The following is a 21,830-nucleotide window of genomic DNA, read 5'->3' as shown; positions in this document are numbered from 1 at the left end:
CTAGTCCGCCGGCCAGGCGAACACGACCTCGCGTTCCTCGACGTCCGCACGAATGAGGGACATGGTGGCCTCGCGGGGCTCATCGGGGTGGCCGAGGCAATCGGCGAGCACGGGCGGGTCGATGACGAACACCCTGGCCTCGTCGTTCTCCTGGTCAGTCCGCAGGATGACGCCGTTGAAGTTGTGACCCACCCACGGCTGCAGCACTGTGGCCTCGGTGAGGTTGAGGCACGCCCGGTCCACTGAGTTCGCCAGCTGGGAGGTCCGGCCCATGGTTTTGATCACGCGCGGGGCATCCTGCTCCACCCACTCCGGAACCGGCTCGCCCTTGCAAAGGGCCAGGCAGACCTCGGTGGCGTAACGGTCAATAAGACGCCGCAGCGGTGCGGTGACGTGCGAGTAGTGTCCGCCGATGCCAGCATGAACCTCTGGTTCCTTCTCGGTCAGGTCGACATACCCGGCACCCCGCAGCAACTTCTGGGCCTCGCGCATCACGGCCATTCCCCGGGGCGTGGCGGCGTTGACGGTGTGGAGGAAGAGGCCGATGTTGGCGCCGTCGGGAAGCGAATAGCCGAGTGCACGCGCTTCAGTGCGAAACGTGCTCTCGGCCGATTCCTCTGCGGGACGCAGCGTGCGCAGGAAGCCCACCGATGCTTCACGCATCATCTCTCCGGCTGCCATGCCCGTGAGCAGGGAGATCTCCGAGTTGTAGTCCATGACTTTGTGGCGAGGTTCGATGACCAGCTCGAATTGACCGTCGTCAAGCTCGACGACGCGGACCGACGGCACGCGCAAGTTGATCGCCCTGCGTCGGAGTGACGACGCTGCGCGCAGCTCGCCGACCTCCGGCAACAACGCGATAGATGGGTGAACGCGGCCGGCGTCGAGGTCTGCCTGGACCCCGTCGTAGTCGAGTCGCGCAACGGAGTGCACCACCGCCCGCTCGATGTGCGTGCTGGCGAGCTCGCCGTTGGCGTCAAGGTCGAACGTCCACAACACCGCTGGCCTATCGACGTCCGGAAGCAGCGACGCACTGCCCTCACTGAGCTCCTCCGGGTGGAGGCGGGCAGGTTCATCGGGCAGGTAGATCGTCTGGCCGCGCACCAGGGACTCCTCGTGCAGGGGGCTTCCCGGCTCAATGAACGCCGCCACATCCGCAATCGCGTAGAAAACGCGGTAGCCGGAGCCATGCTTCTCGATGCACACCGCCTGATCCAGGTCCATGGACCCCGCCGGGTCGATGGTGACTAGCGGGATGTCGCGGGCGTCGATACGCTCCCCCGCATGCCGGTCAGTCGCGTTGGCTGCAGCCTCGTGCAACTCGGGGCTGAACTCCGTGGGGACGTCGAACTCAGCGGCAATCGCGCGGAAGTCGAGAGGGGCGGCGTAAAGCTTCATAGCGGCCAATTGTTGCAGAAAACACTCTTGAGCGCGGGGTTCACTTGCGGTGTCTTGCACACGCCGCGCAGCTTTCCAGATATAGTTTGCATGCTTGTCCCGGCCAGGAATTCTGACCTGGTGTTTTTCTGAATACGATTCCAGCCCGCTGCAAACTAAATCTTAGCCGAGTCGTCCGCGTGAGAAACAGGGCGAGTGAGCCGGCCTGTGAGCCGGATTCTGTTCCCTGAGCGCAGCCCAGGGCGGCGATCATCCATCTAGGACGCCCATTACTGAGCGTCTCGAGCAGCTACCTTCGAACATGGGCGGGCAGCCTCATCACGTCCGACGACCTCTGCCAAAAGGCAGGGGTTCTTGCCTTGCTCCCAGTGGGGTTTACCTGGCCGCATGCGTCACCGCACACGCCGGTGCGCTCTTACCGCACCCTTTCACCCTTACCTGCGTTGCACCCGGCGATGCCGTGCGCAGCGCCGGCGGTCTACTTTCTGTTGCACTTTCCCGCGGATTGCTCCGGGTTGCCGTTAGCAACCACCGTGCCCTGTGGAGTCCGGACTTTCCTCGACCCGCGCCTTTTTCCTGTGGAATGGTTCGCGGAGCCGCGATCACCCAGCCGACTCACTCGCAAGGCGTAACTGTACCCCTGGGCGGGCAGTTTGCGGAAGTTCTCCTGAGGCAGGCGGGGCCGGGGCCGTGGGGCTGGAATACCGCTCAGACATATGCGCTAGAACGCATGCTTTTGACCAGGGTGTTTACCCGAGCAGTATTCCGGAAAGCGCCCAGCAGTATTCCGGGTCCACAGGGGTTGCTTTAGCGGAAGTGTGCGACGTCGTTAAAAGAGCGCAGCACACCCATGTCGCCATAGAACTCGACCACGGAGATCGATGCCAAGTCCAGGAACATGTGCTTGAAGGTGTCGGGCCCCGAGGAAAGCGCTTGCCTGATCACAGACTTGATCGGGGTCATGTGCGTGACCACGAGCACGGTCTTCCCCTCGTGCTTTTCCTGGACCTTCAGGCGCGCCCGCGTGACCCGGCGGTGCAAGCCGGCCAGGGACTCCCCCTCCGGCGGTGCCTGGTTGGCGGACCCAATCCAGGCTGCGAATTCATCGGGGAACTGCTTCTCGGCCTCCGCACGAGTCAGCCCCTCGAAGGAGCCAAAATCGACCTCCCTGAACCCCTCGACGGTCTCGATCTTCTCGGCGGGCATACCGAGAGCTTCCGCGCAGGCGGCTGCAGTTTCCTGGGCGCGGGTGGCCGGGGAAGCGATGATCGTGTCGATCGTGCCCATCTCGGCCAGTGCTGCCGCTGCCCGGCGCGCCTGCTCCTGCCCGGTCTCCGTGAGAGCCGGATCCGAGGAACCGCTGTACGCCTTGCGTGCGGAGTGTTCCGTTTGACCGTGCCGAAGCAACACGAAACGGGTACGCGGCGCGTCTGCGGCAGATGTGCCAGACCAGTGGGCGGGTCCGCCGACGGTATGGGAGGCACCAGGCTTGTCGCTTTTTTCACCAGCACCTTCCCCACTTGTTGTCGCATCAATTATCCCCGGCGCATGTCCGGCTGCGGCGGCGTCCATCGCCACGTTGGACAGCTCATCAGCCTTCTTGTTCTTCGCACGGGGCACCCAGGTGTAGGTGACGGAGTCGAACCCGGCGGCCAGGTCACGGGCCTCGAAAGCCAGCTTCTTCATGTCCGGGTGTTTGATCTTCCACCGGCCGGCCATCTGCTCGACGACCAGCTTGGAGTCCATGAACACGTCCACGTCGGTGGCCCCAAGATCCCGCGCGGCCTCCAGCCCGCGCAGCAGACCGCAGTATTCCGCGACGTTGTTGGAGGATTTCTTTCCTACGACGTAGGCGATTTCGGCCAGCGTTGCACCGGAGGCGTCGTAAAGCACACTGCCGGAACCCGCAACTCCCGGATTGCCGCGGGAACCGCCGTCGGTGTAGAGGGTGACCTTCATCGGATGAGCAACGTTCCGCAGTTCGGGCAGGTGGGAAGCTCGTCCTCGGGGACGGCGAGCACCTCGTTGCGCTCCGCGGGCGGGAGCTGGAGGAAGCAGGAACCGCAGGTCCGGCCATTAAAGTGCGCGGCGCCGACAGTGGCGTAGACACCGAGAACGTCGGCCGGCAACGACGCGCGCAGGGCCTCGATGTCTACCGGCTCTTCCTCCGGCAGGGCGTCAACGGCGCGGCGGGCGGCTTCGATGCGATCATCCAGCTCCGCGAGGGTCTGAGCGCGAAGGTCACGGTTACCGCGCAGGGCTTTGACCTCGCCGTGGGCTTCCTTGAGTTCGTACAGCAGGTCCGCAATGCGGGACTTCGCGGCGTAGCGGTCGCGCTTGAGGTCCTCGCGGCGCTCCGGGTCGGTCTCCGCGGAGAGCTGGTGCTTGTCGTCGAGCTCGCGCTTTTTCAGTTTGCGCTCGTCCTCCTGGATGCGGAGGATGTCTGCTTCGACGTCATCAAGCGCGAGCTGCGCGGCGGCCGCGGCGTTGGCCAGGGACGGGCGCTTCGCCAGCAGCTCGTCGAGTTCCTGCTGTTCCGGGGAGCTGCTGGGGTGCGCGGCGGAGCGCTCCGCCTCCGCGAGGGCCAGGAGGTCGCGTTGCTTGTCGGGATCCAGGTGCATAGTTGTCTCCTAACTCTTCGGGTGCGCGGAAATAGTCCACGGGTCGGTGTGCAGAGTGATGATCTCCGTTTCTACCTCTGGGCACGCCTCCGCGACAACCTCGCTGGCTTGGCTCGTCCACGGGAACTCGCTGGCCCAGTGCGCAGTGTCAATCACGGCAGGCCCGCCGGCGCGCAAATGCTCGTCGACAGGGTGATGGCGCAGGTCAGAGGTGACGTACACATCCACGCCGAGCGTGGACACAGCGTCCAGGAAACTGTCGCCCGAACCCGATGACACTGCCACCGTTTGCACCATCTGGTCCGGGTCACCGGCAGCGCGCACGCCCCACGCAGTCTCCGGCAGCGCATCGGCGACCTGCTGCGTGAACGCGCGCAGAGTCATCGGCTCCGCGAGCTTTCCGACGCGCCCCAGCCCCGTCACCGTCTCCAGGTCCACGGTGGACTCGAGCGTGACGACGTCGAATGCCGGCTCCTCATACGGGTGCGCCCCACGCAGTACCGCTGTGAGCTTGCCGCGTAGTGAAGACGGTGCGACGAATTGGACGCGGGTTTCCTCGCCGGTGAAGTGCTCACCGACGTGGCCGTCTGTTGGATCCGCGCCTTCTTCGGGGGTGAAACCGCCCCGGCCGTCCCACTCGAAGGCGCAGTGGGAGTAGTTGCCGATGTGGCCGGCGCCTGCGTCGAAAAGCGCCTGCATGACGCGGTCGACGTCGCCGGGCGGAATGTGAACGCCCCACAGGTCCTGCGCGGCTGGGTCGACAACTTTGATGGGGCGGCCGGGCGTGATGCCGACGAGTTCGGCGAGCTTGTCAGAAACGCCCGGGCGCGCAGAATCGGCGTTCGTGTGCGCAGCGAACAGCGCGCAACCGCCGCGGATGAGCGTGTGCACGACCTTGCCTTTCGGCGTGTTCGCAGCCACCGAGGTCACCCCGTGCATGAGCAGTGGATGGTGGACCACCAGCAGGTCAGCGCCGAGTTCCACTGCGCGCTCTGCGACAGCCTGCGTGCAGTCGAGGGCGAACACGACCTTGCGGGCGGGCTCTGCCGGATCCCCGCAGATCAGGCCCACCGCGTCCCAACTTTCTGCGAGACGCGGCGGGTAGGCGGTCTCGAGTGCGTGAACAACATCGCCGACGGTAGTCATGCGCTCCAGTTTAGGCTGTGTGGCATGACCACCCTCTTGTTGGACGTTGACGGCACCCTGATCGACTCTTTCCCCGGCATTCGCGACGGCTTCCTCCACGCCCTGGACACAGTCGGGGTCAACCACCCTTCTGACGAGTTCATTGCCCGGATCCCGGGGCCGCCGATGGAGGAAACGTTGCGCTCCCTGGGGCTTTCCAGCGCGCAGCTGCACGAGGCCTTCGACGCCTACATGTCCTTCACCCGCGCCGGCGGCTGGGAGCGGGCGACGGTGTTCGACGGGATCGAGGATCTCCTCGCCGGTTGGCGCGCGGACGGGTTCCGGCTGGTGACGGCGACGTCGAAAGGCGAAGGCTTTGCTCGCGCCATCCTCGAGCGGGAAGGCCTGCTGGATTACTTCGACTTCCTCGGTGCCGCGCAAGAAAATGGCCCGCGGCGCGCCAAAGCCGACGTGATTGCCCATGTTCTTGATAAGGTAAGTATCCCCAGCGGCACTGGGCTGATGATCGGTGACCGCGCGCACGATATCGAGGGCGCGGCCACGTTCGGCATTCCCACTGCCGCTGTTGCGTGGGGTTACGGTACTTCCTCCGAGTGGGAGCAGGCCGATTTTCTCGCGCACACGCCCGCAGAACTGGACACGATTGTAAGGAACTTCCATGACGCACATTGAATTCGTGTGCACAGGCAATATCTGCCGCTCACCCATGGCAGAAGTCATTGTTCGCGATGCGCTTGTCAGCGCCGGACTCGACCACGTCACAGTCACCTCCTCCGGCATCGGCGGATGGCACGTGGGCAACCCCGCCGACTCCCGTGCGTTGGACGAGCTCACCGCCCACGGTTACGACGGTTCCTCCCACCGCGCCCAGCAGTTCGGCGCCGCTCAGCTGGACGCCGACCTAATCGTGGCTCTGGACACCCGCCACATCTCTGAGCTGGTCGTCCGCGGCGTGCCCGAGGACAAGATCCGGTTGCTGCGTTCCTTCGATCCCTCCTCCCCCGCCGACGCCGGCGTGGCGGACCCCTACTACGGCGGGCCGGAAGGCTTCACCACCACGCGCGAGCAGATTGAGGCCGCCGCGCCCGGCATCGTGGAATGGGTCCGCGAGCGCGAAGCCTGATTGCGCGGATTCGGCCCCGTGCCCGCGGGCTAATAGGCTTGAAAGCGTGAGTGCGCCAAAGACCCGAACCGGTTCCGTGTGGAAGTCGTTTTTGACTCCCGGCTGGGTCATCGCGTTCATTCTGGCGCTCGCATTTTCCTGGTTCGCCATCACATGGCTGTCGCCGTGGCAGTTGAACAAGGACCACGACATCGTCGAGCGCAACGAGCGCATTGAGACCGCCTTCGAAGCAGACCCCGTCCCCGCCGCCACGCTTCTCGACGGCGGCTACGACCCCGCCGACGAATGGACCCGGATCTCGCTGACCGGCCGTTACGTGCCCGATGACGAGGTTCTGCTTCGCCTGCGGCCCGTCGACGGAGCCCCAGCGTTCCAGTCACTGGTGCCCTTCCAGCTTGACGACGATTCCAGCACCGTCATCCTGATCAACCGCGGCTGGGTGCCTGCCGAAGACGGCGGCACGACTGTTCCCGAGTTGCCCGCCCCGCCCGCGACCGAGACAGTCACCCTCAACGCCATGATCCGCACCCCGGAGGACCCCCACCCCGAAGGAGCCACCCAGGATCAGGGCTACACCATGGTGCAGTCCATCAGCCCCGCTCAGATTGCCGAGCTGACCGAGTCAGGCTCGGATTTCGCCGAGCCCTACGCCCAGCTGCTGTCCGACCAACCAGGCGTTCTCAACCCCGTCCCCCTGCCGCAGCTCGACCGCGGCAACCACTTGTCCTACGGGTTGCAGTGGATCGCCTTCGGCATCATGGCACCGGCCGGCCTGATCTACTTCCTCTATTCCGAGGTGCGCGAGCGCCGCCGCTACCGCCAGGAGCAAGAAGAACTCGCCGAGCTGGTCAATCCCATCGCCGATGACTCCCCCGCCCCCGCGCCGGTTTCGTCGTCAGCCTCTGGGACGACCGAGACTGAACCCAAAGGCCCGGTGGCGACAGCAGCTCCTGCCCGAGCTCGGTACGGAAGTTCACGCACGAACCCGTGGGCTCAGAAAGAAACCGAAGAGCGCTTCTAGAGCTCTCTCGGGTTTTCAAAGGTTTCTAGGGTTTTGTTGGGTGACGCGCCTGCGTGCTAGCATCGTCGACACGCGCGCCGTTAGCTCAGCTGGAAGAGCAACTGGTTTACACCCAGTAGGTCGGCGGTTCGAGCCCGTCATGGCGCACCACAAAAGGAGAAATCACGCCCATCCGCACAACGCGATGGGCGTTTTCTTCTCGCCTATGTCTCGGTGGTCTTGTCTTCGTCGAGGCTGGGGTGAGGTGCGAGGCCCTTAAAGGTTCGCTTGGACGAGACGTCGCGAGCCAACGGCTCTCGTGCATGCTCGGGGGTAGAGATTTGGGGGTGCTTAAAGGGGCTTTTCAGCAGGGGTGTGGAATCTCACAGGGCTAGTTGCGGGCACCCGCAGAGCGCAGGCAAGACCCCTGCCAGTTCCCCAGGCGGTCCGCCTTAGTCTGCACGAGTCCAGCGAGCTGTGCGGACTCAGAGATGTCGCCGGGGTGGACCTCACCAGCCTGGTTCGCACCCGGGGTGAGCAGCCAAATTCGACCAGATTCGGAAAGGTTTCGAGTAGCGTCGACCAGCGCATCGACGAGGTCCTCATCGTCAGCGCGGTGCCATAGAAGGACGACGTCGCAGAGCTCGTCGGTCTCATCGTCGAGAAGCGCCTCGCCGATCCGGTCCTCAATAGCCTCGGAGATCGACGAATCACAATCGTCGTCCCACCCGAGCTCCTGGACGATGTCGTCGCCGGAAATGCCCAGCTTATCTACGAAATTCTCAGCGCTACCGGCGCCCACTGTGTGCTTTCCTCCTCAAACGGTGACTAACAATATTGCCAGGATACCGCTCCTGCTGCGCCACGGCGTGCATAGACAAAAAGAACTACGCTAGAAGATGTAGACGTGCGGTGCCCCCGCAACCCGGGAAAGGCGCCGTGACGTGCAGCAAGAATCCCGTATCGGAGGTATGGACATGGCTGAAAACGACGTAGAAGTAACTGCTGGGAACGACTCCCAGCACGCGATCATTCGCGATGGAGTTGCTTCCTACATGCACGACCCGGACCCGGAGGAAACGAAGGAATGGATGGATTCCTTCGATGGGCTCCTGGAGAACTCTGATCCTGAGCGTGCGCGCTACCTCATGCTGCGCCTTTTGGAGCGTGCCGACGCAAAACGTGTTCCCCTGCCGTCGCTGACAACGACGGACTTCGTCAACACCATCCCGACCACGCTCGAGCCGGAGTTCCCCGGCGATGAGGCGATGGAGAAGCGCTACCGCCGTTGGATCCGTTGGAACGCTGCCATCATGGTGCACCGCGCGCAGCGCCCGGGCATTAAGGTCGGCGGACACATTTCAACCTACGCGTCCGCAGCGGCGCTCTACGAAGTGGGCTTCAACCACTTCTTCCACGGCAAAGACCACCCGCAGCACGGCGACCAGATCTTCGTTCAGGGCCACGCCTCCCCCGGCATCTACGCCCGTGCGTTCCTGGAGGGCCGACTGTCCGAAGATGACATGGACGGCTTCCGCCAGCAGCACTCCCGCGAGCAGGGCGGCCTGCCGTCCTACCCGCACCCGCACGACATGCCGGAGTTCTGGGAGTTCCCGACTGTGTCCATGGGCTTGGGCCCGATGAACGCGATCTACCAGGCACGCTTCAACAAATACCTGCAGGACCGCGGCATCAAGGACACTGCTGACCAGCACGTCTGGGCGTTCCTCGGTGACGGTGAGATGGATGAGCCGGAATCCCGCGGCTGCATCCAGATGGCCGCCAACTACGAGTTGGACAACCTGACCTTCGTGATCAACTGCAACCTGCAGCGTCTCGACGGCCCCGTCCGCGGCAACGGCCAGATCGTCCAGGAGCTGGAGGCCTTCTTCAAGGGCGCCGGCTGGGAAGTCATCAAGGTCATCTGGGGCCGCGAATGGGATGAGCTGCTGGAGAAGGACGAGGACAACGCTCTGGTCCACATCATGAACCAGACGCCGGACGGTGACTACCAGACGTTCAAGGCCAACGACGGCGCATGGGTCCGCGAGCACTTCTTCGGCCAGGACGAGCGCACCAAGAAGCTCGTCGAAGACATGACCGACGAGGAAATCTGGAACCTGCGCCGCGGTGGCCACGACTACCGCAAGGTCTACGCCGCCTACAAGAAGGCGCTGGAGACGAAGGACGGCAAGCCGACTGTCATTCTCGCCTTCACTGTTAAGGGTTACGGTCTGGGCCACACCTTCGAAGGCCGCAACGCCACCCACCAGATCAAGAACCTCACCGCTGAGGACCTGAAGCTCTTCCGCGACATGCAGGGCATTCCGATCTCCGACGAAGAGCTGGAGAAGGACCCGAACCTGCCGCCCTATTACCACCCTGGCGAGGACTCTGAAGAGATCCAGTACATGAAGAAGCGCCGCGAAGAGCTCGGTGGCTACCTGCCGGAACGTCGCGCGCAGTACACACCGCTTGAAGTACCGGACCTGGACAAGACTTACAAGGCCGTGTTCAAGGACTCCGGCAAGCAGGATGTAGCCACCACCATGGCGCTGGTTCGTACCTTCAAGGCGCTCATGCGCGACAAGGAGATCGGCCGCCGCGTGGTGCCGATCATCCCAGACGAGGCCCGTACCTTTGGTCTGGACTCCTGGTTCCCGACTCTGAAGATCTACAACCCGAAAGGCCAGAACTACATCCCGGTCGACCACGACCTGCAGCTGTCCTACCGCGAAGCGCCGGAGGGCCAGATTTTGCACGAGGGCATCAACGAGGATGGATCGTCGGCAAGCTTCCTCGCCGCCGCCACGAGCTATGCGACGCACGGCGAGCCGATGATTCCGATGTACATCTTCTACTCGATGTTCGGATTCCAGCGCACCGGCGACAACTTCTGGGCTGCCGCCGACCAGATGGGCCGCGGCTTCATCGTCGGCGCAACTGCTGGCCGCACCACACTGATGGGCGAGGGCCTGCAGCACCTCGACGGCCACTCCCCCATCCTGGCGTCGACGAACCCGTCGGTCATTCCTTATGACCCGTCGTTCGCCTACGAGATCCCCTACCTGGTCAACAAGGGCATCGACCGGATGTACGGCCCCGACGGCGGTGAGAACGTCATGTACTACCTCACCGTCTACAACGAGCCGACCCACCAGCCGGCCCGCCCGGACGACCTCGATGTCGAGGGCCTGCACAAGGGCATCTACCTGTACGACCGCGGTGCTGAAGACAAGGAGAACAAGGTCTCCCTCCTCGCCTCCGGCGTGGGCATGCGCTGGGCGCTGCAGGCACAGCAGATCCTGCAGGACGAGTACAACGTCGGTGCAGCGGTGTACTCCGTGACCTCCTGGACGGAGCTCGCACGCGACGGTGCTGCCCTGAACAAGGCTCGTCTGCAGGATCCGTCCGGCGAGCACGACGAGCCGTTCGCGACGAAGCAGCTCAAGCAGACCGAGGGCCCGTACATTGCTACCTCGGACTTTGCGACGGACCTGCACGAGCAGATCCGCCCGTACGTCCCGGGCCGCTACGTTGTCCTCGGCGCCGACGGCTTCGGTTTCTCCGACACCCGCGAAGCTGCCCGCCGCTACTTCAACATCGATGCTGAGTCGATGGTGGTTGCGGCTCTGACCGCGCTGGCTGACGAGGGCAAGATCGACATCTCCGTGGCCGCCGACGCAGCCAAGAAGTTCAAGATCGACGACCCGACGGCCGCCAAGCCCGACTCCGACTACAGCCCGGAGAGCGGGATGGAGTAGTCCGGGCCAACGTACCGGGTCAATGACCACCCTCGATCGCGCGAACGCCCGCTGCCCATTCTGTGCGCGGGCGTTCGTGTTTGAAGTTACGGTTGCGTTTGCCAATCGCGCGGGGGCGGTTTAGCTTAGAACCGTCTTAATATCCCGTAAGCTTTGCAAGGACCTACCATGACGACCTCCCAGCCGTACCCGAACCAGAACCCGCACCAGCAGCCGGCGGGCCAGCCCGCAGGCTCCTACCCGGCAGGCGGCCAGGCCCCTGCCCCGCAGGAGAACCAGAAGCCGGGCCGCTTCGACAACGCCAACTGGTACGCGCGCGCCGCGATGGCTTTGTCCATCATCAGCATCCCGCTTTCCAACCTTGCATCCTGGACACTTCCGCTCGCCATCATCTGCCTGTTCGTCGGTTTCGGCCTGGCAATCTACGCCCTCGTGTCCAAGAACGCACCGAAGACTGAGCGTTGGTGCGCGTGGGTGGCTGTTGGCATCTTCGCCTTCAACATCGTCGCTGGGATCATCGCGTTCTTCTTGGGATTCACGGGAGCGATCTAGCCCGCTTCACCATCCAGACCATGAATCGGGTCGCCGTTGGGCGGCCCCTTTCGCATGTTCGCTTATCGACGTCGCGTGGCAGCCTGGCCCGCTGCCGTCGATACGCATGTGCTCTTTCGCATTTTCGTGCCGTCCACACGTCAAGTAACTGGAGCCACTGCCGCAACACGCCAGCTGGCGTTTTACGAAGCCCTTCCAGACGGCACGAAAATGCGAGAATCCTTATGGATCCTAGACGGCAGGTAACCTGGACACATGGTTGAGCTCGCCATGATTTTCAGCATCCTGCTGGGCCCGCTTGGGTTGGTGTTCATGCTCGCTGCGATCCGGTACCACACAACAGGCGTCCCAGTGAGCCAGCTGCGGAAGCCCTTCGCGCTGGGATCCGCCGTGGGACTACTGGGCTTCATTACGTTTGCGCCGCTACTGGTATACGGATTCATGGCCATCGGATTCCTTGCAGCTCTGGCTGCAGGCATCGCCTCGGGGTGGCTGCTGCGGAATTCACCGCGGACCTGGTCGGCGGCCGGGCTGTTTGCCGCGACCGCCAGCTTCGCATGCATCGGTGCTGTGACCATCTGGGTAGCCATTGGGACGAAAAGCGCGCCACCGACTTCAGCTCCAGGCGACTTCGTCTTCGCAGCGTTCATGGGCGCATTCGGCGTGTGGCTGACGCTGTTCCCCTTGCTGTTATTCACGGCCGCGATCACCATTTACATCTTCCGTCCAGAACCCGCCGGACCAGCCCCGACTCCGTATGCTGGGCCAGCATGAATGGTTTGTCGGATGGGGCTGCCGCCCTGGCCCTGAGCCATGTGGTGCTCGCTGTGCCCCTGCTCCCTATCGTCGCGATTGCGGCGTGGCGACACGGTGGTTTGAAGAACATTCAGAAGCATTTGCTGCTCGGCCTTGGGGTTGGAGTCCTTGTGTGTGTAGCCGGGTTTTTCTTTGTGTGGGCCATCGGATTGATGGACCCACGACACTTAGAATCACCCTTGGCGTTCCTCGTCGTCGTAGTGCCACTGGCCATATGGATCGCTGCTAGCAACGTGGCGGGTCATTCAGTACCCGGGACTAACCGTTGGATCTCAGCCGCCTCGGCCCTTGCTGCTGGCGCTTGCCTCGGGTTCGGTTCCCCTGCATTGTTCCTGTACTACCACTTCGAACTGACATCCGGCATTGGCTCGATCGGGTTCTACAACCCCTTCGCGGCATTAGTAGGTGTCGCCTTAGTCTCATGGGCCGTAGTATTTCCGGGGACGTGGGCCGGTGCAGGGCGGGCAACACGTTGGAAACGGCCCCGGTGGCGCGATACAGATACAGGGACCCGATGGCACCATTTGTGATTGCTCAATCTTCCACGGGCGGAACCAACGGGGCGTGGGGTGCGGCGGGGCTCGCACTGCTGATCGGGATGATTCCATTCGCCCTGGTGACTACCGTGGGGTTTGCGCGCTACATGGCCGCGAAGACATCTGTCGCCGAGGCCGGAAAGGCTCTGACCATCGGCGCCGGGACAGGCCTAGTGGCCTGTTTCCCTTTCGTCATGCTTGGCGCGTTTTTCTTCAACTTCAGCTTTGTCCTCGGCATGATCTCCGTGCTCATACTGTTCGGGGCGGTTTTCTTCTTTGCGGGCAAGTTCTTATCAGAGTCGCCGCGCACCTGGTCCGCAGCCGCCCTCGTCGCGGACCAGCCGGGCGAATCGGGTCCACCACTGCCACCCGGACCACCGGAGCCGCCGTAGCCACAGCGCCCACGTTGGGGGCAAAGGTAGGTTGTTGCAAACGATAATAAATTCAGCTGCGGCCGTCTATAAGCGCAGGTCGAAGACCATAAGCGGCGCGGAACCTACTTTCCAAGTGCACTAATAGCGAAAATGCTAGATTCTTTTCCCATGAAGAAAACTGTCATTTCTCTGGCAACAGCCGTAACGGTGGGTGTTGCGAGCCTGTCTCCTGCTGTAGCAGAACCCGTGAATCCCGAACAGTCGACCCTCGGCTCGGCCGACACCGACGAGTCATCGACTTCCAGCGAACGTGACCAGTCGACGTCTAGCGAGGGCGACCAATCGTCGTCAAGCGAACGCGGTCAATTGTCTGACGGCGAAATCGCAGCCATCGTCCTTGTCCCGATCGTTGCTCTGGCCGCGATCGCTGGCGGCGCGTTCTGGGCAATCCAGAATGGAATGATCCCCAACCCGCTGCCTGGTGTTATTCCGGGTCCAGCTCCCAAGCCTGCGCCAGCTCTCGCTCCGAAACCTGCACCGGCTCCCGCTCCTAAGCCAGCGCCAGCTCCCGCCCCAAAGCCTGCACCTGCCCCGGCACCAAAGCCTGCGCCCAAACCCGCTCCCAAACCGTCCAAGTACTACCCGAACTGCCGAGCAGTCTGGAACGAACTCGGCCGCCCGATTAACTCTGGTGAGCCGGGCTACGGTAGCCACCTCGACCGCGACGGCGATGGAGTCGGTTGCGAAAAGCGCCCCCGTTAAGCGCTGACGCAGACGCAACGGTTCAGGCTAGCGGCGAAACACCGTTCATCACCCTTCCAACCTTTAGGGTGAGAGCATGAACCTGGAAGCCCGATTAGATCTGCACACTGTCGGTGTCGGTGCATGAGCGCAGTTGGAAATGCGGTGGCTTCGGCACTGTTGGGCCATCTTCTGCTCGCGGTGCCGCTTGCCGTCGTAATAGTCGTCGCAGTGCTACGACACCGCGCAACACGAACGCCGTTGACCGGCTTGACGCGACCTATTCTGGCGGGCTTGGGCTCGGGTGTGTTTTTGCTCGCCTTCTCAGTCGCGTTTCTGGTCGCTGTCCAAATGGTTGACTTCCAAGCGCTTCCAGAATTCGTGGAGACTCTGGCCCTTCCCATCCCGCTCATTGTTTTCCTGGGCATGTGGTTTTGCCTGGGTCTAATGCTGCCCACATCCCCACGGACATGGACCCCATCTGCTGCCGCTGCCGGCGGTGTATGCGTCGGATTCGCCTCGCCTTTCCTGCTTTACTGCAGCTATGAGGTGTACCGGAACCACGGTCAGAACGGATCCGCAGACATCTTCTGGATCATGCAGATCGCGGCCCTCGTTCCATGGGTCGCCTTTCCCGTTGTTCTCGTCCTGGTGGCGCTGGGGGTGTGGGTGAGGGATCGTCGACAAGCGATGCGTCCCGGGGCGACGGCGAACCGAAAACTTCTGCCCCTTTAGCCCTGTTCATCGTCGGTGGTCAAACATCGGAGGTTGCGGACCGGTCCGTCCGTCCTGCATACGGTTCCTTCCTGCAACGATCCCTGCTACCGAGCACAACGTCAGCAACGGGTAGACAAAGAGCCACCCGGCAAAAGGCATGATGAGGATGAGGGCACCGGCGGCTTGCGTGGTGCTGTAGTCGTTGTGAGGTTGCGAAAAGTAGAGGGAGTACAGCACTCCCGTAGTCAAAGCGGTGCCGACGTGGTGCCATAGCGAATGAGCGAAGGAAAAAGCGCCAAAAGGCTCGGCACGATCACGGCGACGGCGAGAATCACCGCAGCACCCAGCAGCTCCCCATCATCCATGGGCTCAGTATCGCAAAACGGTGCATGAACTGCTGCGGGATGTTTCACAACCAGACTCGCTTCGATAGCCAAAAGAAACATCTAGGCTTGAACCATGAGCCCCGAGAATCCTTTGGACCTGTTCATCGTCGGCGCTGGACTGAGCGGTGTCGACCTAGCGCACCATGTGAACGAGAATTTTCCTGACTGGAACTGGGAGATCGTCGATTCCAATAAGAAGGTCGGCGGTACGTGGGTGACCTTCACCTACCCCGGTATTCGCTCGGATTCGGATATGGCGACGTTCTCATTCCCGTTCAAGCGCTGGCCGCACAAGGGTAGCTTGGGCAGCGGCGAGAACATCCAGAAGTATGTCGAGGATGTTGCGCGTGAGGAGGGCGTATTCGACCGCTTGACGTTGAGCACCTGGGTGGAGCAGGCGAACTTCGACTCGAAGAAAGGCCTGTGGGAAGTCACCATGCACACCCGCGAGGACGGTCAGGACATCCCCGAAGGCCACACGGACGCGCCGACGGCTGAGCGCACGATCTGGACGAAACGCCTGCACTTCTCTTCCGGCTACTACAAGCACCATCGCGGCTTCACGGCGGGCATTCCCGGCGCGGACACGTTCGAGGGCACGCTCATCCACCCGCAGCGCTGGCCGGAAAACCTGGACCTAGCAGGCAAAAAGGTCGTCATCATCGGTTCAGGTGCCACAGCGATCACGCTGCTGCCAGCGCTGCATGACGGCGGTGCAGACGTGACCATGCTCCAGCGCACCCCCACCTACGTCGCTCCCCTACTCAACCGCGACAACTTCACCGCCGTAACCACGAAGATCATGCCGGAAAAGCAGGCGCTGTCCGCCGCCCGCGCGATGCACATTGTCCGCGACATGGCGCAGTATTGGATGTGCCAGATCTTCCCGTGGCCCGCCCGCGGCTACTTCATGGCGCTCAACCGCGCATACATCCCGTTCCGCGAGATCTTCAAGAATTTCAACCCGCCGTACGGCCCGTGGGACCAGCGCGTCTGCAAATCACCCGACGGTGATTTCTTCAAAGCAATGCAGGGCGGTGCGCGCGTGGTCACCGCGAAAATCAAGGAGATCACGCCCGACGGCATTTCGCTTGTCGACGCCCCTTCCCTCCCCGCCGACATCATCATCACCGCAACAGGACTGGACATCCAGGTCTTCGGCGGCGCCCGGCTATTCGTGGACGGTGAAGAAAAGACCGTTCCGGATGCCGTCGCGTACCGCGGAATGATGGTCGACGGGTTGCCCAACTTCTCTTTCACGGTGGGCTACCTGAACCAGTCGTGGACACTGCGGGCAGACTTGGTCTCCCGGTACATGTGCCGGTTGTGGTCGATGATGGATGAGGACGGCTACACCCAGGCCACCCCGCGTTTCCCGGCGGGCCTGGAAGCCGACATCCCGTTGATGAACATGGACTCCGGTTACCTCGTCCGCGCCCGCAAAGACCTGCCTACCCAGGCCGGTGTTGACCCGTGGATGTTCGCCCAGGATTACATCCGCGAGTACCGCGCGTGGGGGCACCCCGGCGCGGACCTCCGCGCGGATATGGTTTTCAGCTAGTTAGGGTGCTTAGTTTTCAGACTCGTCGATAAGCGGGTCGACGAGGCGGCGGATCGCTGTGGTCACAGCACCGGGTGCGTCGAGCGGCGGCATGTGCCCGGAACCGGGCAACACCTGGAACTTCGCCTGCGGCCACAGTTTGTGGAGTTCCTGCGACTGTGAGACCGGCGTGACTGTGTCAATGTCGCCGACGAGAATGAAGCCCGGAATGGTCGCGAGCACGTCGGCAGCGGCATGCTCGTCGTGGTCGCGGAGGTCATCGAAGAATCCCGAGTATGTATCCAACGGAGTCTCCTGGATCATGGCGGCGTGGAACTCCACGACGTCCCAGGACATTCCTGGCGCGTAGAAACCGACCGCCAGTACGGGCGCAAGCGTCTCGGTGACCACGACCCTCACGCTCTCCGACAGGATCGGCAGTGCCTGCACCATGCGGTAGAGCGCCGCGCCAGCCGTGCCGCCGAGGGCTTGGGGCATCCCGCGGTCGGTAAACGGGTCCACTGACGACGAGATCTGCACGCTACCGGCCAGATTGAGCTCACCGGCATACCGGCGCATCAACGACAGCGACACCGGCCCGCCGAGCGAGTGGCCCACCACAATGACCGGCCCGGTAATCCCGCGGTCCCGAACGACGGCAATGATGTCGTCCGCGGCGGCATCAACGGACAAATCTGCGCCCTGGTCGGCGGTGAGCCCGTGTCCCCGGTAGTCCACCAGCAGCTGCCGGACAGGAAGGTGCTGCAAAGCCCTGACCTGCATGTAGAAAGACTGCGAAGAGATGTTGAAGCCGTGAACGTACAAGACCGTCAGCGCCTCAGGTGATTCCGGCCCACACTCGTACCAGTGAACATTCAGACCGTCGTGGTTCGTGGCGCCGGTGCGCATACCGGTCAGGCCGAGGCGGCCCGAGCCGCTGTACAGCTCGCGACGCATCGCAATGAGCGTGCGCTGGGTGCCGGGGCTGAGGGCGCGCAGGTAATTAGGCATACGGGAATGGTATCTAGAATAGGGTCATGGAACTTTCACAGCGTCTGGACTTGGGCAAGCTCGGCCTCGACGCCACCACGTCGGACGAGCCGGCCCCGCTCGAAGGCGACACCATGGCCCAGCTTGCAGGGCTGTTGGTGCAGGTCGGCGCCGTCGAGGACGCTGATGAGATCAGCGGCACAGACACCCTGGACAGTCTCGGGGTCGACTCGTTGACCCGCATCGAGCTCGCCGTCCGCGTGGAAGAGCAGTTCGGTGTCCAGATCGACGAAGGGCTGTGGAACAGCTGGGCCACGCTTAGCGACGCCGCCGCCCACCTCGACCAGAACTCCTCACCCTAGGGTGAACGCCCCGATGCCTCTCGGCCCGGTGTGAACGATGTAGCGCACCAACCCATGCCCCGGTCTTTATAAGTCCAGTTCACAGCAATGTGCACGTCGACTAATGGGGCGTCTCGGGCTGAATCGTTCACACACGCGGCAGGAAGGACCCCGGCAACCATACCGGAGTGCCCAGCAGCGCTAGACCCTTGCCGAGAACCGGAACGTACCGGCAAGTTCGGTCAGCGCAGCCCGGAAGGTGGCCAGTTCATTGGCTGGGGCGTCAATGATCTCGCGGCAGCTGACGGTCGGTGCAACCCCAGCACGTCCCGGGTCGCGCGTCCACCGGGTGAACCAGCGGGTGTCCCAGATCGCGGCGTCATGAAGGTCGGCATCGTCGAGACCGGCGGCATCGAGAGAAAACTCGGAAAGCTCAGCAGGACTGAGGTGCTCGGCCATGAGCTCTTCTACGCGCAGGCGCAGGTGGCGGGGCATTCCGCTAATGGAGAGGACAGCCCGCTCCCGTGGCGCAACCGGGCTGAGGGTTGGTGCAGACAGGGCTGAGTCCAGAAGTGTGACAGTCATAGGGAAAGTCCTTTCATTGACGCGCGCATGCACGTAAGACGAGGATCGTCTTCCCCTACGTCCTCAAACGTTTCAAGAGTCTCGAAACGGCTCGGTGCAATTCTTCATGCGCTCTAGCCACACTGGCAACCCTCAACCTGCACTTGACACCCCCATTTACTCAAGTGCTAGTTGAGGGTTTTACTCGGTTTTACTCGGCTCGGCGGGCCCAGCCGCCGGCCGAGTCCTCGCCGTCCCGGTCGATGTAGACGCGGTACAGAGCGGCAAGGAACTCTTCTCGAGTCGCCGGATCGACCGCCTCTAACGCCTCGCGGACCTCGCCTTTGGTGGGCATCATTCCGTCGTCGTTAATGGGGTCATCCAGGAGGGCGTGTTCCTTGGAGAGGCGCCAACGTCGAAAAGCATCGGGCTCGAGCCGCGCGAACAGACGGTTGATTGTACCCAGCTCGGAGCTCGCGGGGACGTACCAACCCGCCCAGTAGGCGGCGGTACCCAGCGCGAACGCGATGAGCGGGGCGCACACCAGCGCAGCGGAGGGGTGCTCGAACGAGTAGAGCACCAGCGCGGTAACGGAGCCGACAATGGCAGGCACAACGTACATCTGCTGGTCGTTGAGGATGCGCGGGATGCGCCCAATGAGCACCTCACGAATAACCATGCCGCCGGTCGCGGTGATGATGCCCATGAGGATGCAGCCGATCCACGCCACCCCCGCCGAATACGCGGTGACAGTGCCGGTGGTGCACCAGACGCCGAGGATGACCATGTCCCCGTGGAAGCGGGTGAGCTCCCAGACGTACCCGCGCAGGTTGGCCAGGAATGCAACCAACGCGCCGATGAGCGCGATGGAGATGTACCAGGGGTCCGATAGCGCCGCGACGGGAGTATTGCCGATCATCGCGTCGCGCATCATGCCGCCGGCCATGCCGGAGATGATGGCGATGAGCATGAAGCCCACGGCGTCAAAACGCATGCGGCGCGCGACTGTGCCGCCGATGACAGCGTTGAGGAACACGCCAATGAGGTCGAGGACCGCGATGGCTTGGCCGACTGCGTTGTCAATGCCTCCGAAGTACATTCGGCTAGCTTAGCTGGTCAAAGATCCGCGTATTCGTCTCCTGCCACAGCGGCTTTGCCCAATCCCCGAATTCCTTGTCCGCGAGCATGACCATCGCTGTCCCCGCGCTTGTCGACGCCGACCATGCCGGCACCACCCACATGTACGTACCGGACATACCGAAGTGCCCGACAGTGTCTTCCGGCATGGTGCCGCCAGTCCAGTGGGGGCTCTTGTCGCCCTTGATCTCAAAGCCAAGCCCCCACGGGCAGGGTTTTTGCATGCCGTAACCGGGGACAATGCCGTTCAAGTCGCCGAACTGGTTGGTGAAGGCCTCTCGGAGCGTTTCTTCGGCAAGCAACGTGGGCGAAATGAGCTCGTCGGCGAACTTCACTAAGTCGGCGACAGTGGAACGCCCACCGTGGCCGGCGGAGCCGTAGATCTCGGTGTTGCCCATGCCGAGCGGCTCAAAGATGCCCTCGCGGGCATACTCGCCGAGGGTCATCCCAGTCTCTTCCTCGAGGAACTCGGCCAGCACCTCGAACCCAGCCGAAGAGTAAATGCGCCGCTCTTCCGGTGCCTTGCGGACCTCGTGCTTGAAGGCATCCAGTCCCGAGGCGTGCGCCAGCAAGTGCCGGACCGTGGACCCGTCCGGCCCGCAGGGGGTGCCCAGTTCGAAGACCCCCTCCTCCACCGCCATCAGGAACGCGTAAGCAGAGAGCAGCTTGGTCACGCTCATCAACTCGTACACACGGTCCACGTCGCCCTCGGAATCGCTAACGGTTCCCGTCAGGGCAGCGGAATACGTGACATCAGTCCAGCCAAGGTTCATGCACCCCAGACTAGCCCGCTTAACGCGGCAGCAACCCCTCAATGTGGCGAGGCCACCCATGAAGCACCCGCGACGAAGTTGGTTTTGAAGTCGAATTGAGTCGGCACGATCCGCACACCCTCATGCACACTGGGATGCATGAGCATTTCACTCGAACTAGCGGAAGCACATGTGGAGCAGATGCTTGACGACGCCATGCTCCTGGTCAACCAAGAGACCTACTCCTTCGATAAACCGGCGTTGGATGCGGGTTTGAAGGTGTTGCTGGGGCTCGTCGAAAAGCGTTTGGGCCCGTCCGATGACAAGCAGCTTCACGACGGCGACATCCGCGGCGACATCGCCGTGCTCACCTACAAAGGTGACCTGCCCGGCAACGTGGTCATCGCGGGCCACTACGACACGGTGTGGCCTGCCGGGGCCGTTGAAGCCTGGGATCCGCCCGCCCATGACGACCCGCGCGAGCGTCTTTCCGCGCCCGGGATCTTCGACATGAAGATCGGTCTGACGCAAGGCATTTGGGCACTGAAGCTGCTCAAGGATGCCGGCATCCCGCACCCGACCGTGACGTACATTTTCAACGGCGATGAGGAGATCGGTTCGCCGAGTTCGCAGCGCATCATTGAGAATGTCGCCACCGGCGCTGATGCCGCGTTCGTGCTCGAAGCAAGTGTCGACGGCAACGTCAAGGTCACCCGCAAAGGCATCGGCGACATCAACGTCACCGCCACAGGAATTGAGGCGCACGCCGGCCTCGAACCGGAGAAGGGCGCCAACGCCATTACTGCCCTGATGGAGTGGTGTCTCGAGGCGACGAAGTATGCCGACCCGGAGAAGGGAACCTCCATCAACGTCGGTGTTGTCGGCGGCGGCACCGGGGCCAACGTCGTGCCCGGATCTGCCTACGCCAAGCTCGATGTCCGCCACTGGGTACCGGAAGAAACACAGCGTCTCGACGCCGCCCTCGACGCCATCACATGGTCCGACCCTCGCGTGGAGATCACCGCCGAACGCAACTGGAACCGCCCGCCGATGGTGCACACCGAGGGCACTGAGGCTCTCTTCCAGGTGCTCAAGTCCCAGGCCGAAGCTTTGGGCCACTCTGACTTCGAGGGGGTTTCCGTCGGCGGCGGGTCCGACGCCAACTTCATCTCCGCAGTCGGCACACCCGTCGTGTGCGGTCTGGGCGCTGGTGGCGCTGGCGCCCACGCCCGGTACGAGTTCATCTACCCCGACTCCGTGCCGTTCTTCACGGCGCTGCTGGCCAACTCCATTGCAGCTATCGACGGGCCGGTCATCACCGACTAATCCCCT

At 63.0% G+C, this 21,830-nt stretch carries 21 protein-coding genes, 1 tRNA gene and 1 other RNA gene; 13 read left to right on the top strand and 10 right to left on the bottom strand.

Annotation, left to right across the window (positions count from 1 at the left end):
* The 5 genes from HMPREF0291_RS05975 to HMPREF0291_RS05960 all read right to left on the bottom strand — a co-directional run bounded on the left by HMPREF0291_RS05975 (position 1) and on the right by HMPREF0291_RS05960 (position 5,165).
* The gene (locus HMPREF0291_RS05975) at positions 1 to 1,398 is read right to left on the bottom strand and encodes an RNB domain-containing ribonuclease (RefSeq protein WP_040423573.1); all 1,398 of its coding nucleotides are present in this window, start codon (positions 1,396 to 1,398) and stop codon (positions 1 to 3) included.
* A gap of 192 nt (positions 1,399 to 1,590) precedes the next feature.
* Positions 1,591 to 2,016: RNase P RNA component class A (rnpB, locus tag HMPREF0291_RS11410), an RNA gene on the bottom strand.
* 189 nt (positions 2,017 to 2,205) lie between these two features.
* On the bottom strand, positions 2,206 to 3,357 hold the full coding sequence (locus HMPREF0291_RS05970) for a bifunctional RNase H/acid phosphatase (protein ID WP_005289424.1): 1,152 nt from the start codon (positions 3,355 to 3,357) through the stop codon (positions 2,206 to 2,208).
* A complete protein-coding gene (locus tag HMPREF0291_RS05965; protein ID WP_005289422.1) occupies positions 3,354 to 4,019 on the bottom strand; it encodes a C4-type zinc ribbon domain-containing protein in 666 nt (221 codons plus the stop codon). The genes HMPREF0291_RS05970 and HMPREF0291_RS05965 overlap by 4 nt, the downstream gene beginning before the upstream one ends.
* Before the next feature lie 9 nt (positions 4,020 to 4,028).
* The gene (locus HMPREF0291_RS05960) at positions 4,029 to 5,165 is read right to left on the bottom strand and encodes a Nif3-like dinuclear metal center hexameric protein (protein ID WP_005289420.1); all 1,137 of its coding nucleotides are present in this window, start codon (positions 5,163 to 5,165) and stop codon (positions 4,029 to 4,031) included.
* Positions 5,166 to 5,189: 24 nt separating this feature from the next.
* Between HMPREF0291_RS05960 and HMPREF0291_RS05955 the strand changes: the two genes are divergently transcribed.
* From HMPREF0291_RS05955 to HMPREF0291_RS05940, 4 genes are all read left to right on the top strand, one after another.
* Positions 5,190 to 5,837: an HAD-IA family hydrolase gene (locus HMPREF0291_RS05955; RefSeq protein ID WP_005289418.1), complete on the top strand. Its 648-nt coding sequence runs from the start codon at positions 5,190 to 5,192 to the stop codon at positions 5,835 to 5,837.
* Entirely contained in the window at positions 5,824 to 6,288 is a 465-nt protein-coding gene (locus tag HMPREF0291_RS05950) for a low molecular weight protein-tyrosine-phosphatase (protein ID WP_005289417.1), read from the top strand. Before HMPREF0291_RS05955 ends, HMPREF0291_RS05950 begins: the two co-directional genes overlap by 14 nt.
* A 46-nt stretch (positions 6,289 to 6,334) precedes the next feature.
* Positions 6,335 to 7,309, top strand: coding sequence for an SURF1 family cytochrome oxidase biogenesis protein (locus tag HMPREF0291_RS05945; protein WP_050748796.1), 975 nt, complete (start codon positions 6,335 to 6,337; stop codon positions 7,307 to 7,309).
* A gap of 74 nt (positions 7,310 to 7,383) precedes the next feature.
* Positions 7,384 to 7,459: transfer RNA gene (locus HMPREF0291_RS05940), tRNA-Val, on the top strand.
* Positions 7,460 to 7,679: 220 nt separating this feature from the next.
* Here the strand turns inward: HMPREF0291_RS05940 and HMPREF0291_RS05935 are convergent.
* Positions 7,680 to 8,090: a DUF3052 domain-containing protein gene (locus HMPREF0291_RS05935; RefSeq protein WP_005289414.1), complete on the bottom strand. Its 411-nt coding sequence runs from the start codon at positions 8,088 to 8,090 to the stop codon at positions 7,680 to 7,682.
* A gap of 169 nt (positions 8,091 to 8,259) precedes the next feature.
* On the opposite strand from HMPREF0291_RS05935, the gene aceE reads away from it, so the two are divergent.
* The 7 genes from aceE (at position 8,260) to HMPREF0291_RS05905 (ending at position 16,735) form a co-directional block, all read left to right on the top strand.
* Positions 8,260 to 11,052, top strand: coding sequence for a pyruvate dehydrogenase (acetyl-transferring), homodimeric type (aceE, locus tag HMPREF0291_RS05930; RefSeq protein ID WP_005289412.1), 2,793 nt, complete (start codon positions 8,260 to 8,262; stop codon positions 11,050 to 11,052).
* 168 nt (positions 11,053 to 11,220) lie between these two features.
* On the top strand, positions 11,221 to 11,604 hold the full coding sequence (locus HMPREF0291_RS05925; RefSeq protein WP_005289410.1) for a hypothetical protein: 384 nt from the start codon (positions 11,221 to 11,223) through the stop codon (positions 11,602 to 11,604).
* Positions 11,605 to 11,859: 255 nt separating this feature from the next.
* Positions 11,860 to 12,378: a hypothetical protein gene (locus tag HMPREF0291_RS05920; protein ID WP_005289406.1), complete on the top strand. Its 519-nt coding sequence runs from the start codon at positions 11,860 to 11,862 to the stop codon at positions 12,376 to 12,378.
* 556 nt (positions 12,379 to 12,934) lie between these two features.
* The gene (locus HMPREF0291_RS05915; protein ID WP_040423570.1) at positions 12,935 to 13,348 is read left to right on the top strand and encodes a hypothetical protein; all 414 of its coding nucleotides are present in this window, start codon (positions 12,935 to 12,937) and stop codon (positions 13,346 to 13,348) included.
* Positions 13,349 to 13,576: 228 nt separating this feature from the next.
* Positions 13,577 to 14,092 carry an excalibur calcium-binding domain-containing protein gene (locus HMPREF0291_RS11570; protein ID WP_005289402.1) on the top strand — a complete coding sequence of 172 codons (516 nt, stop codon included), beginning with the start codon at positions 13,577 to 13,579 and terminating at the stop codon, positions 14,090 to 14,092.
* Between the two features lie 249 nt (positions 14,093 to 14,341).
* On the top strand, positions 14,342 to 14,806 hold the full coding sequence (locus HMPREF0291_RS05910) for a hypothetical protein (RefSeq protein ID WP_156774813.1): 465 nt from the start codon (positions 14,342 to 14,344) through the stop codon (positions 14,804 to 14,806).
* Between the two features lie 441 nt (positions 14,807 to 15,247).
* Positions 15,248 to 16,735: a flavin-containing monooxygenase gene (locus HMPREF0291_RS05905; protein WP_005289395.1), complete on the top strand. Its 1,488-nt coding sequence runs from the start codon at positions 15,248 to 15,250 to the stop codon at positions 16,733 to 16,735.
* A 9-nt stretch (positions 16,736 to 16,744) separates the two neighbouring features.
* On the opposite strand, the gene HMPREF0291_RS05900 is transcribed toward HMPREF0291_RS05905, so the two are convergent.
* Positions 16,745 to 17,725: an alpha/beta fold hydrolase gene (locus HMPREF0291_RS05900; RefSeq protein WP_005289393.1), complete on the bottom strand. Its 981-nt coding sequence runs from the start codon at positions 17,723 to 17,725 to the stop codon at positions 16,745 to 16,747.
* 26 nt (positions 17,726 to 17,751) lie between these two features.
* Between HMPREF0291_RS05900 and HMPREF0291_RS05895 the strand changes: the two genes are divergently transcribed.
* Positions 17,752 to 18,066, top strand: coding sequence for an acyl carrier protein (locus tag HMPREF0291_RS05895; protein WP_005289392.1), 315 nt, complete (start codon positions 17,752 to 17,754; stop codon positions 18,064 to 18,066).
* Positions 18,067 to 18,246: 180 nt separating this feature from the next.
* Here the strand turns inward: HMPREF0291_RS05895 and HMPREF0291_RS05890 are convergent, their stop codons facing one another.
* From HMPREF0291_RS05890 to HMPREF0291_RS05880, 3 genes are all read right to left on the bottom strand, one after another.
* Complete coding sequence (locus HMPREF0291_RS05890; RefSeq protein WP_050748795.1) at positions 18,247 to 18,630, bottom strand: hypothetical protein; 384 nt, start codon at positions 18,628 to 18,630, stop codon at positions 18,247 to 18,249.
* Positions 18,631 to 18,820: 190 nt separating this feature from the next.
* The gene (locus tag HMPREF0291_RS05885; RefSeq protein ID WP_005289387.1) at positions 18,821 to 19,708 is read right to left on the bottom strand and encodes a trimeric intracellular cation channel family protein; all 888 of its coding nucleotides are present in this window, start codon (positions 19,706 to 19,708) and stop codon (positions 18,821 to 18,823) included.
* A gap of 4 nt (positions 19,709 to 19,712) precedes the next feature.
* Positions 19,713 to 20,519, bottom strand: coding sequence for a serine hydrolase domain-containing protein (locus HMPREF0291_RS05880; RefSeq protein WP_005289385.1), 807 nt, complete (start codon positions 20,517 to 20,519; stop codon positions 19,713 to 19,715).
* A 138-nt stretch (positions 20,520 to 20,657) separates the two neighbouring features.
* Between HMPREF0291_RS05880 and HMPREF0291_RS05875 the strand changes: the two genes are divergently transcribed.
* Positions 20,658 to 21,824, top strand: coding sequence for a M20/M25/M40 family metallo-hydrolase (locus tag HMPREF0291_RS05875; protein ID WP_005289383.1), 1,167 nt, complete (start codon positions 20,658 to 20,660; stop codon positions 21,822 to 21,824).
* The last annotated feature ends 6 nt before the right edge of the window (positions 21,825 to 21,830 follow it).

This window comes from Corynebacterium genitalium ATCC 33030 (genome assembly GCF_000143825.1).
In the GTDB taxonomy this organism is placed as follows: Bacteria; Actinomycetota; Actinomycetes; order Mycobacteriales; family Mycobacteriaceae; genus Corynebacterium; species Corynebacterium genitalium.
The sequence above is the reverse complement of the archived record's forward strand: the minus strand, read 5'-3'. Positions and strand labels throughout refer to the sequence as shown.

Bases quoted from the DNA above. Each gene is read 5' to 3' on its own strand.
- HMPREF0291_RS05975 (WP_040423573.1), bottom strand. From the start codon at position 1,398: ATGAAGCTTTACGCCGCCCCTCTCGACTTCCGCGCGATTGCCGCTGAG.
- HMPREF0291_RS05880 (WP_005289385.1), bottom strand. From the start codon at position 20,519: ATGAACCTTGGCTGGACTGATGTCACGTATTCCGCTGCCCTGACGGGA.
- HMPREF0291_RS05915 (WP_040423570.1), top strand. From the start codon at position 12,935: ATGGCACCATTTGTGATTGCTCAATCTTCCACGGGCGGAACCAACGGG.
- HMPREF0291_RS05965 (WP_005289422.1), bottom strand. From the start codon at position 4,019: ATGCACCTGGATCCCGACAAGCAACGCGACCTCCTGGCCCTCGCGGAG.
- HMPREF0291_RS05955 (WP_005289418.1), top strand. From the start codon at position 5,190: ATGACCACCCTCTTGTTGGACGTTGACGGCACCCTGATCGACTCTTTC.
- HMPREF0291_RS05920 (WP_005289406.1), top strand. From the start codon at position 11,860: ATGGTTGAGCTCGCCATGATTTTCAGCATCCTGCTGGGCCCGCTTGGG.
- HMPREF0291_RS05925 (WP_005289410.1), top strand. From the start codon at position 11,221: ATGACGACCTCCCAGCCGTACCCGAACCAGAACCCGCACCAGCAGCCG.
- HMPREF0291_RS05875 (WP_005289383.1), top strand. From the start codon at position 20,658: ATGAGCATTTCACTCGAACTAGCGGAAGCACATGTGGAGCAGATGCTT.
- HMPREF0291_RS05900 (WP_005289393.1), bottom strand. From the start codon at position 17,725: ATGCCTAATTACCTGCGCGCCCTCAGCCCCGGCACCCAGCGCACGCTC.
- HMPREF0291_RS05890 (WP_050748795.1), bottom strand. From the start codon at position 18,630: ATGACTGTCACACTTCTGGACTCAGCCCTGTCTGCACCAACCCTCAGC.
- HMPREF0291_RS05950 (WP_005289417.1), top strand. From the start codon at position 5,824: ATGACGCACATTGAATTCGTGTGCACAGGCAATATCTGCCGCTCACCC.
- HMPREF0291_RS05885 (WP_005289387.1), bottom strand. From the start codon at position 19,708: ATGTACTTCGGAGGCATTGACAACGCAGTCGGCCAAGCCATCGCGGTC.
- HMPREF0291_RS05960 (WP_005289420.1), bottom strand. From the start codon at position 5,165: ATGACTACCGTCGGCGATGTTGTTCACGCACTCGAGACCGCCTACCCG.
- aceE (WP_005289412.1), top strand. From the start codon at position 8,260: ATGGACATGGCTGAAAACGACGTAGAAGTAACTGCTGGGAACGACTCC.
- HMPREF0291_RS05970 (WP_005289424.1), bottom strand. From the start codon at position 3,357: ATGAAGGTCACCCTCTACACCGACGGCGGTTCCCGCGGCAATCCGGGA.
- HMPREF0291_RS05905 (WP_005289395.1), top strand. From the start codon at position 15,248: ATGAGCCCCGAGAATCCTTTGGACCTGTTCATCGTCGGCGCTGGACTG.
- HMPREF0291_RS05895 (WP_005289392.1), top strand. From the start codon at position 17,752: ATGGAACTTTCACAGCGTCTGGACTTGGGCAAGCTCGGCCTCGACGCC.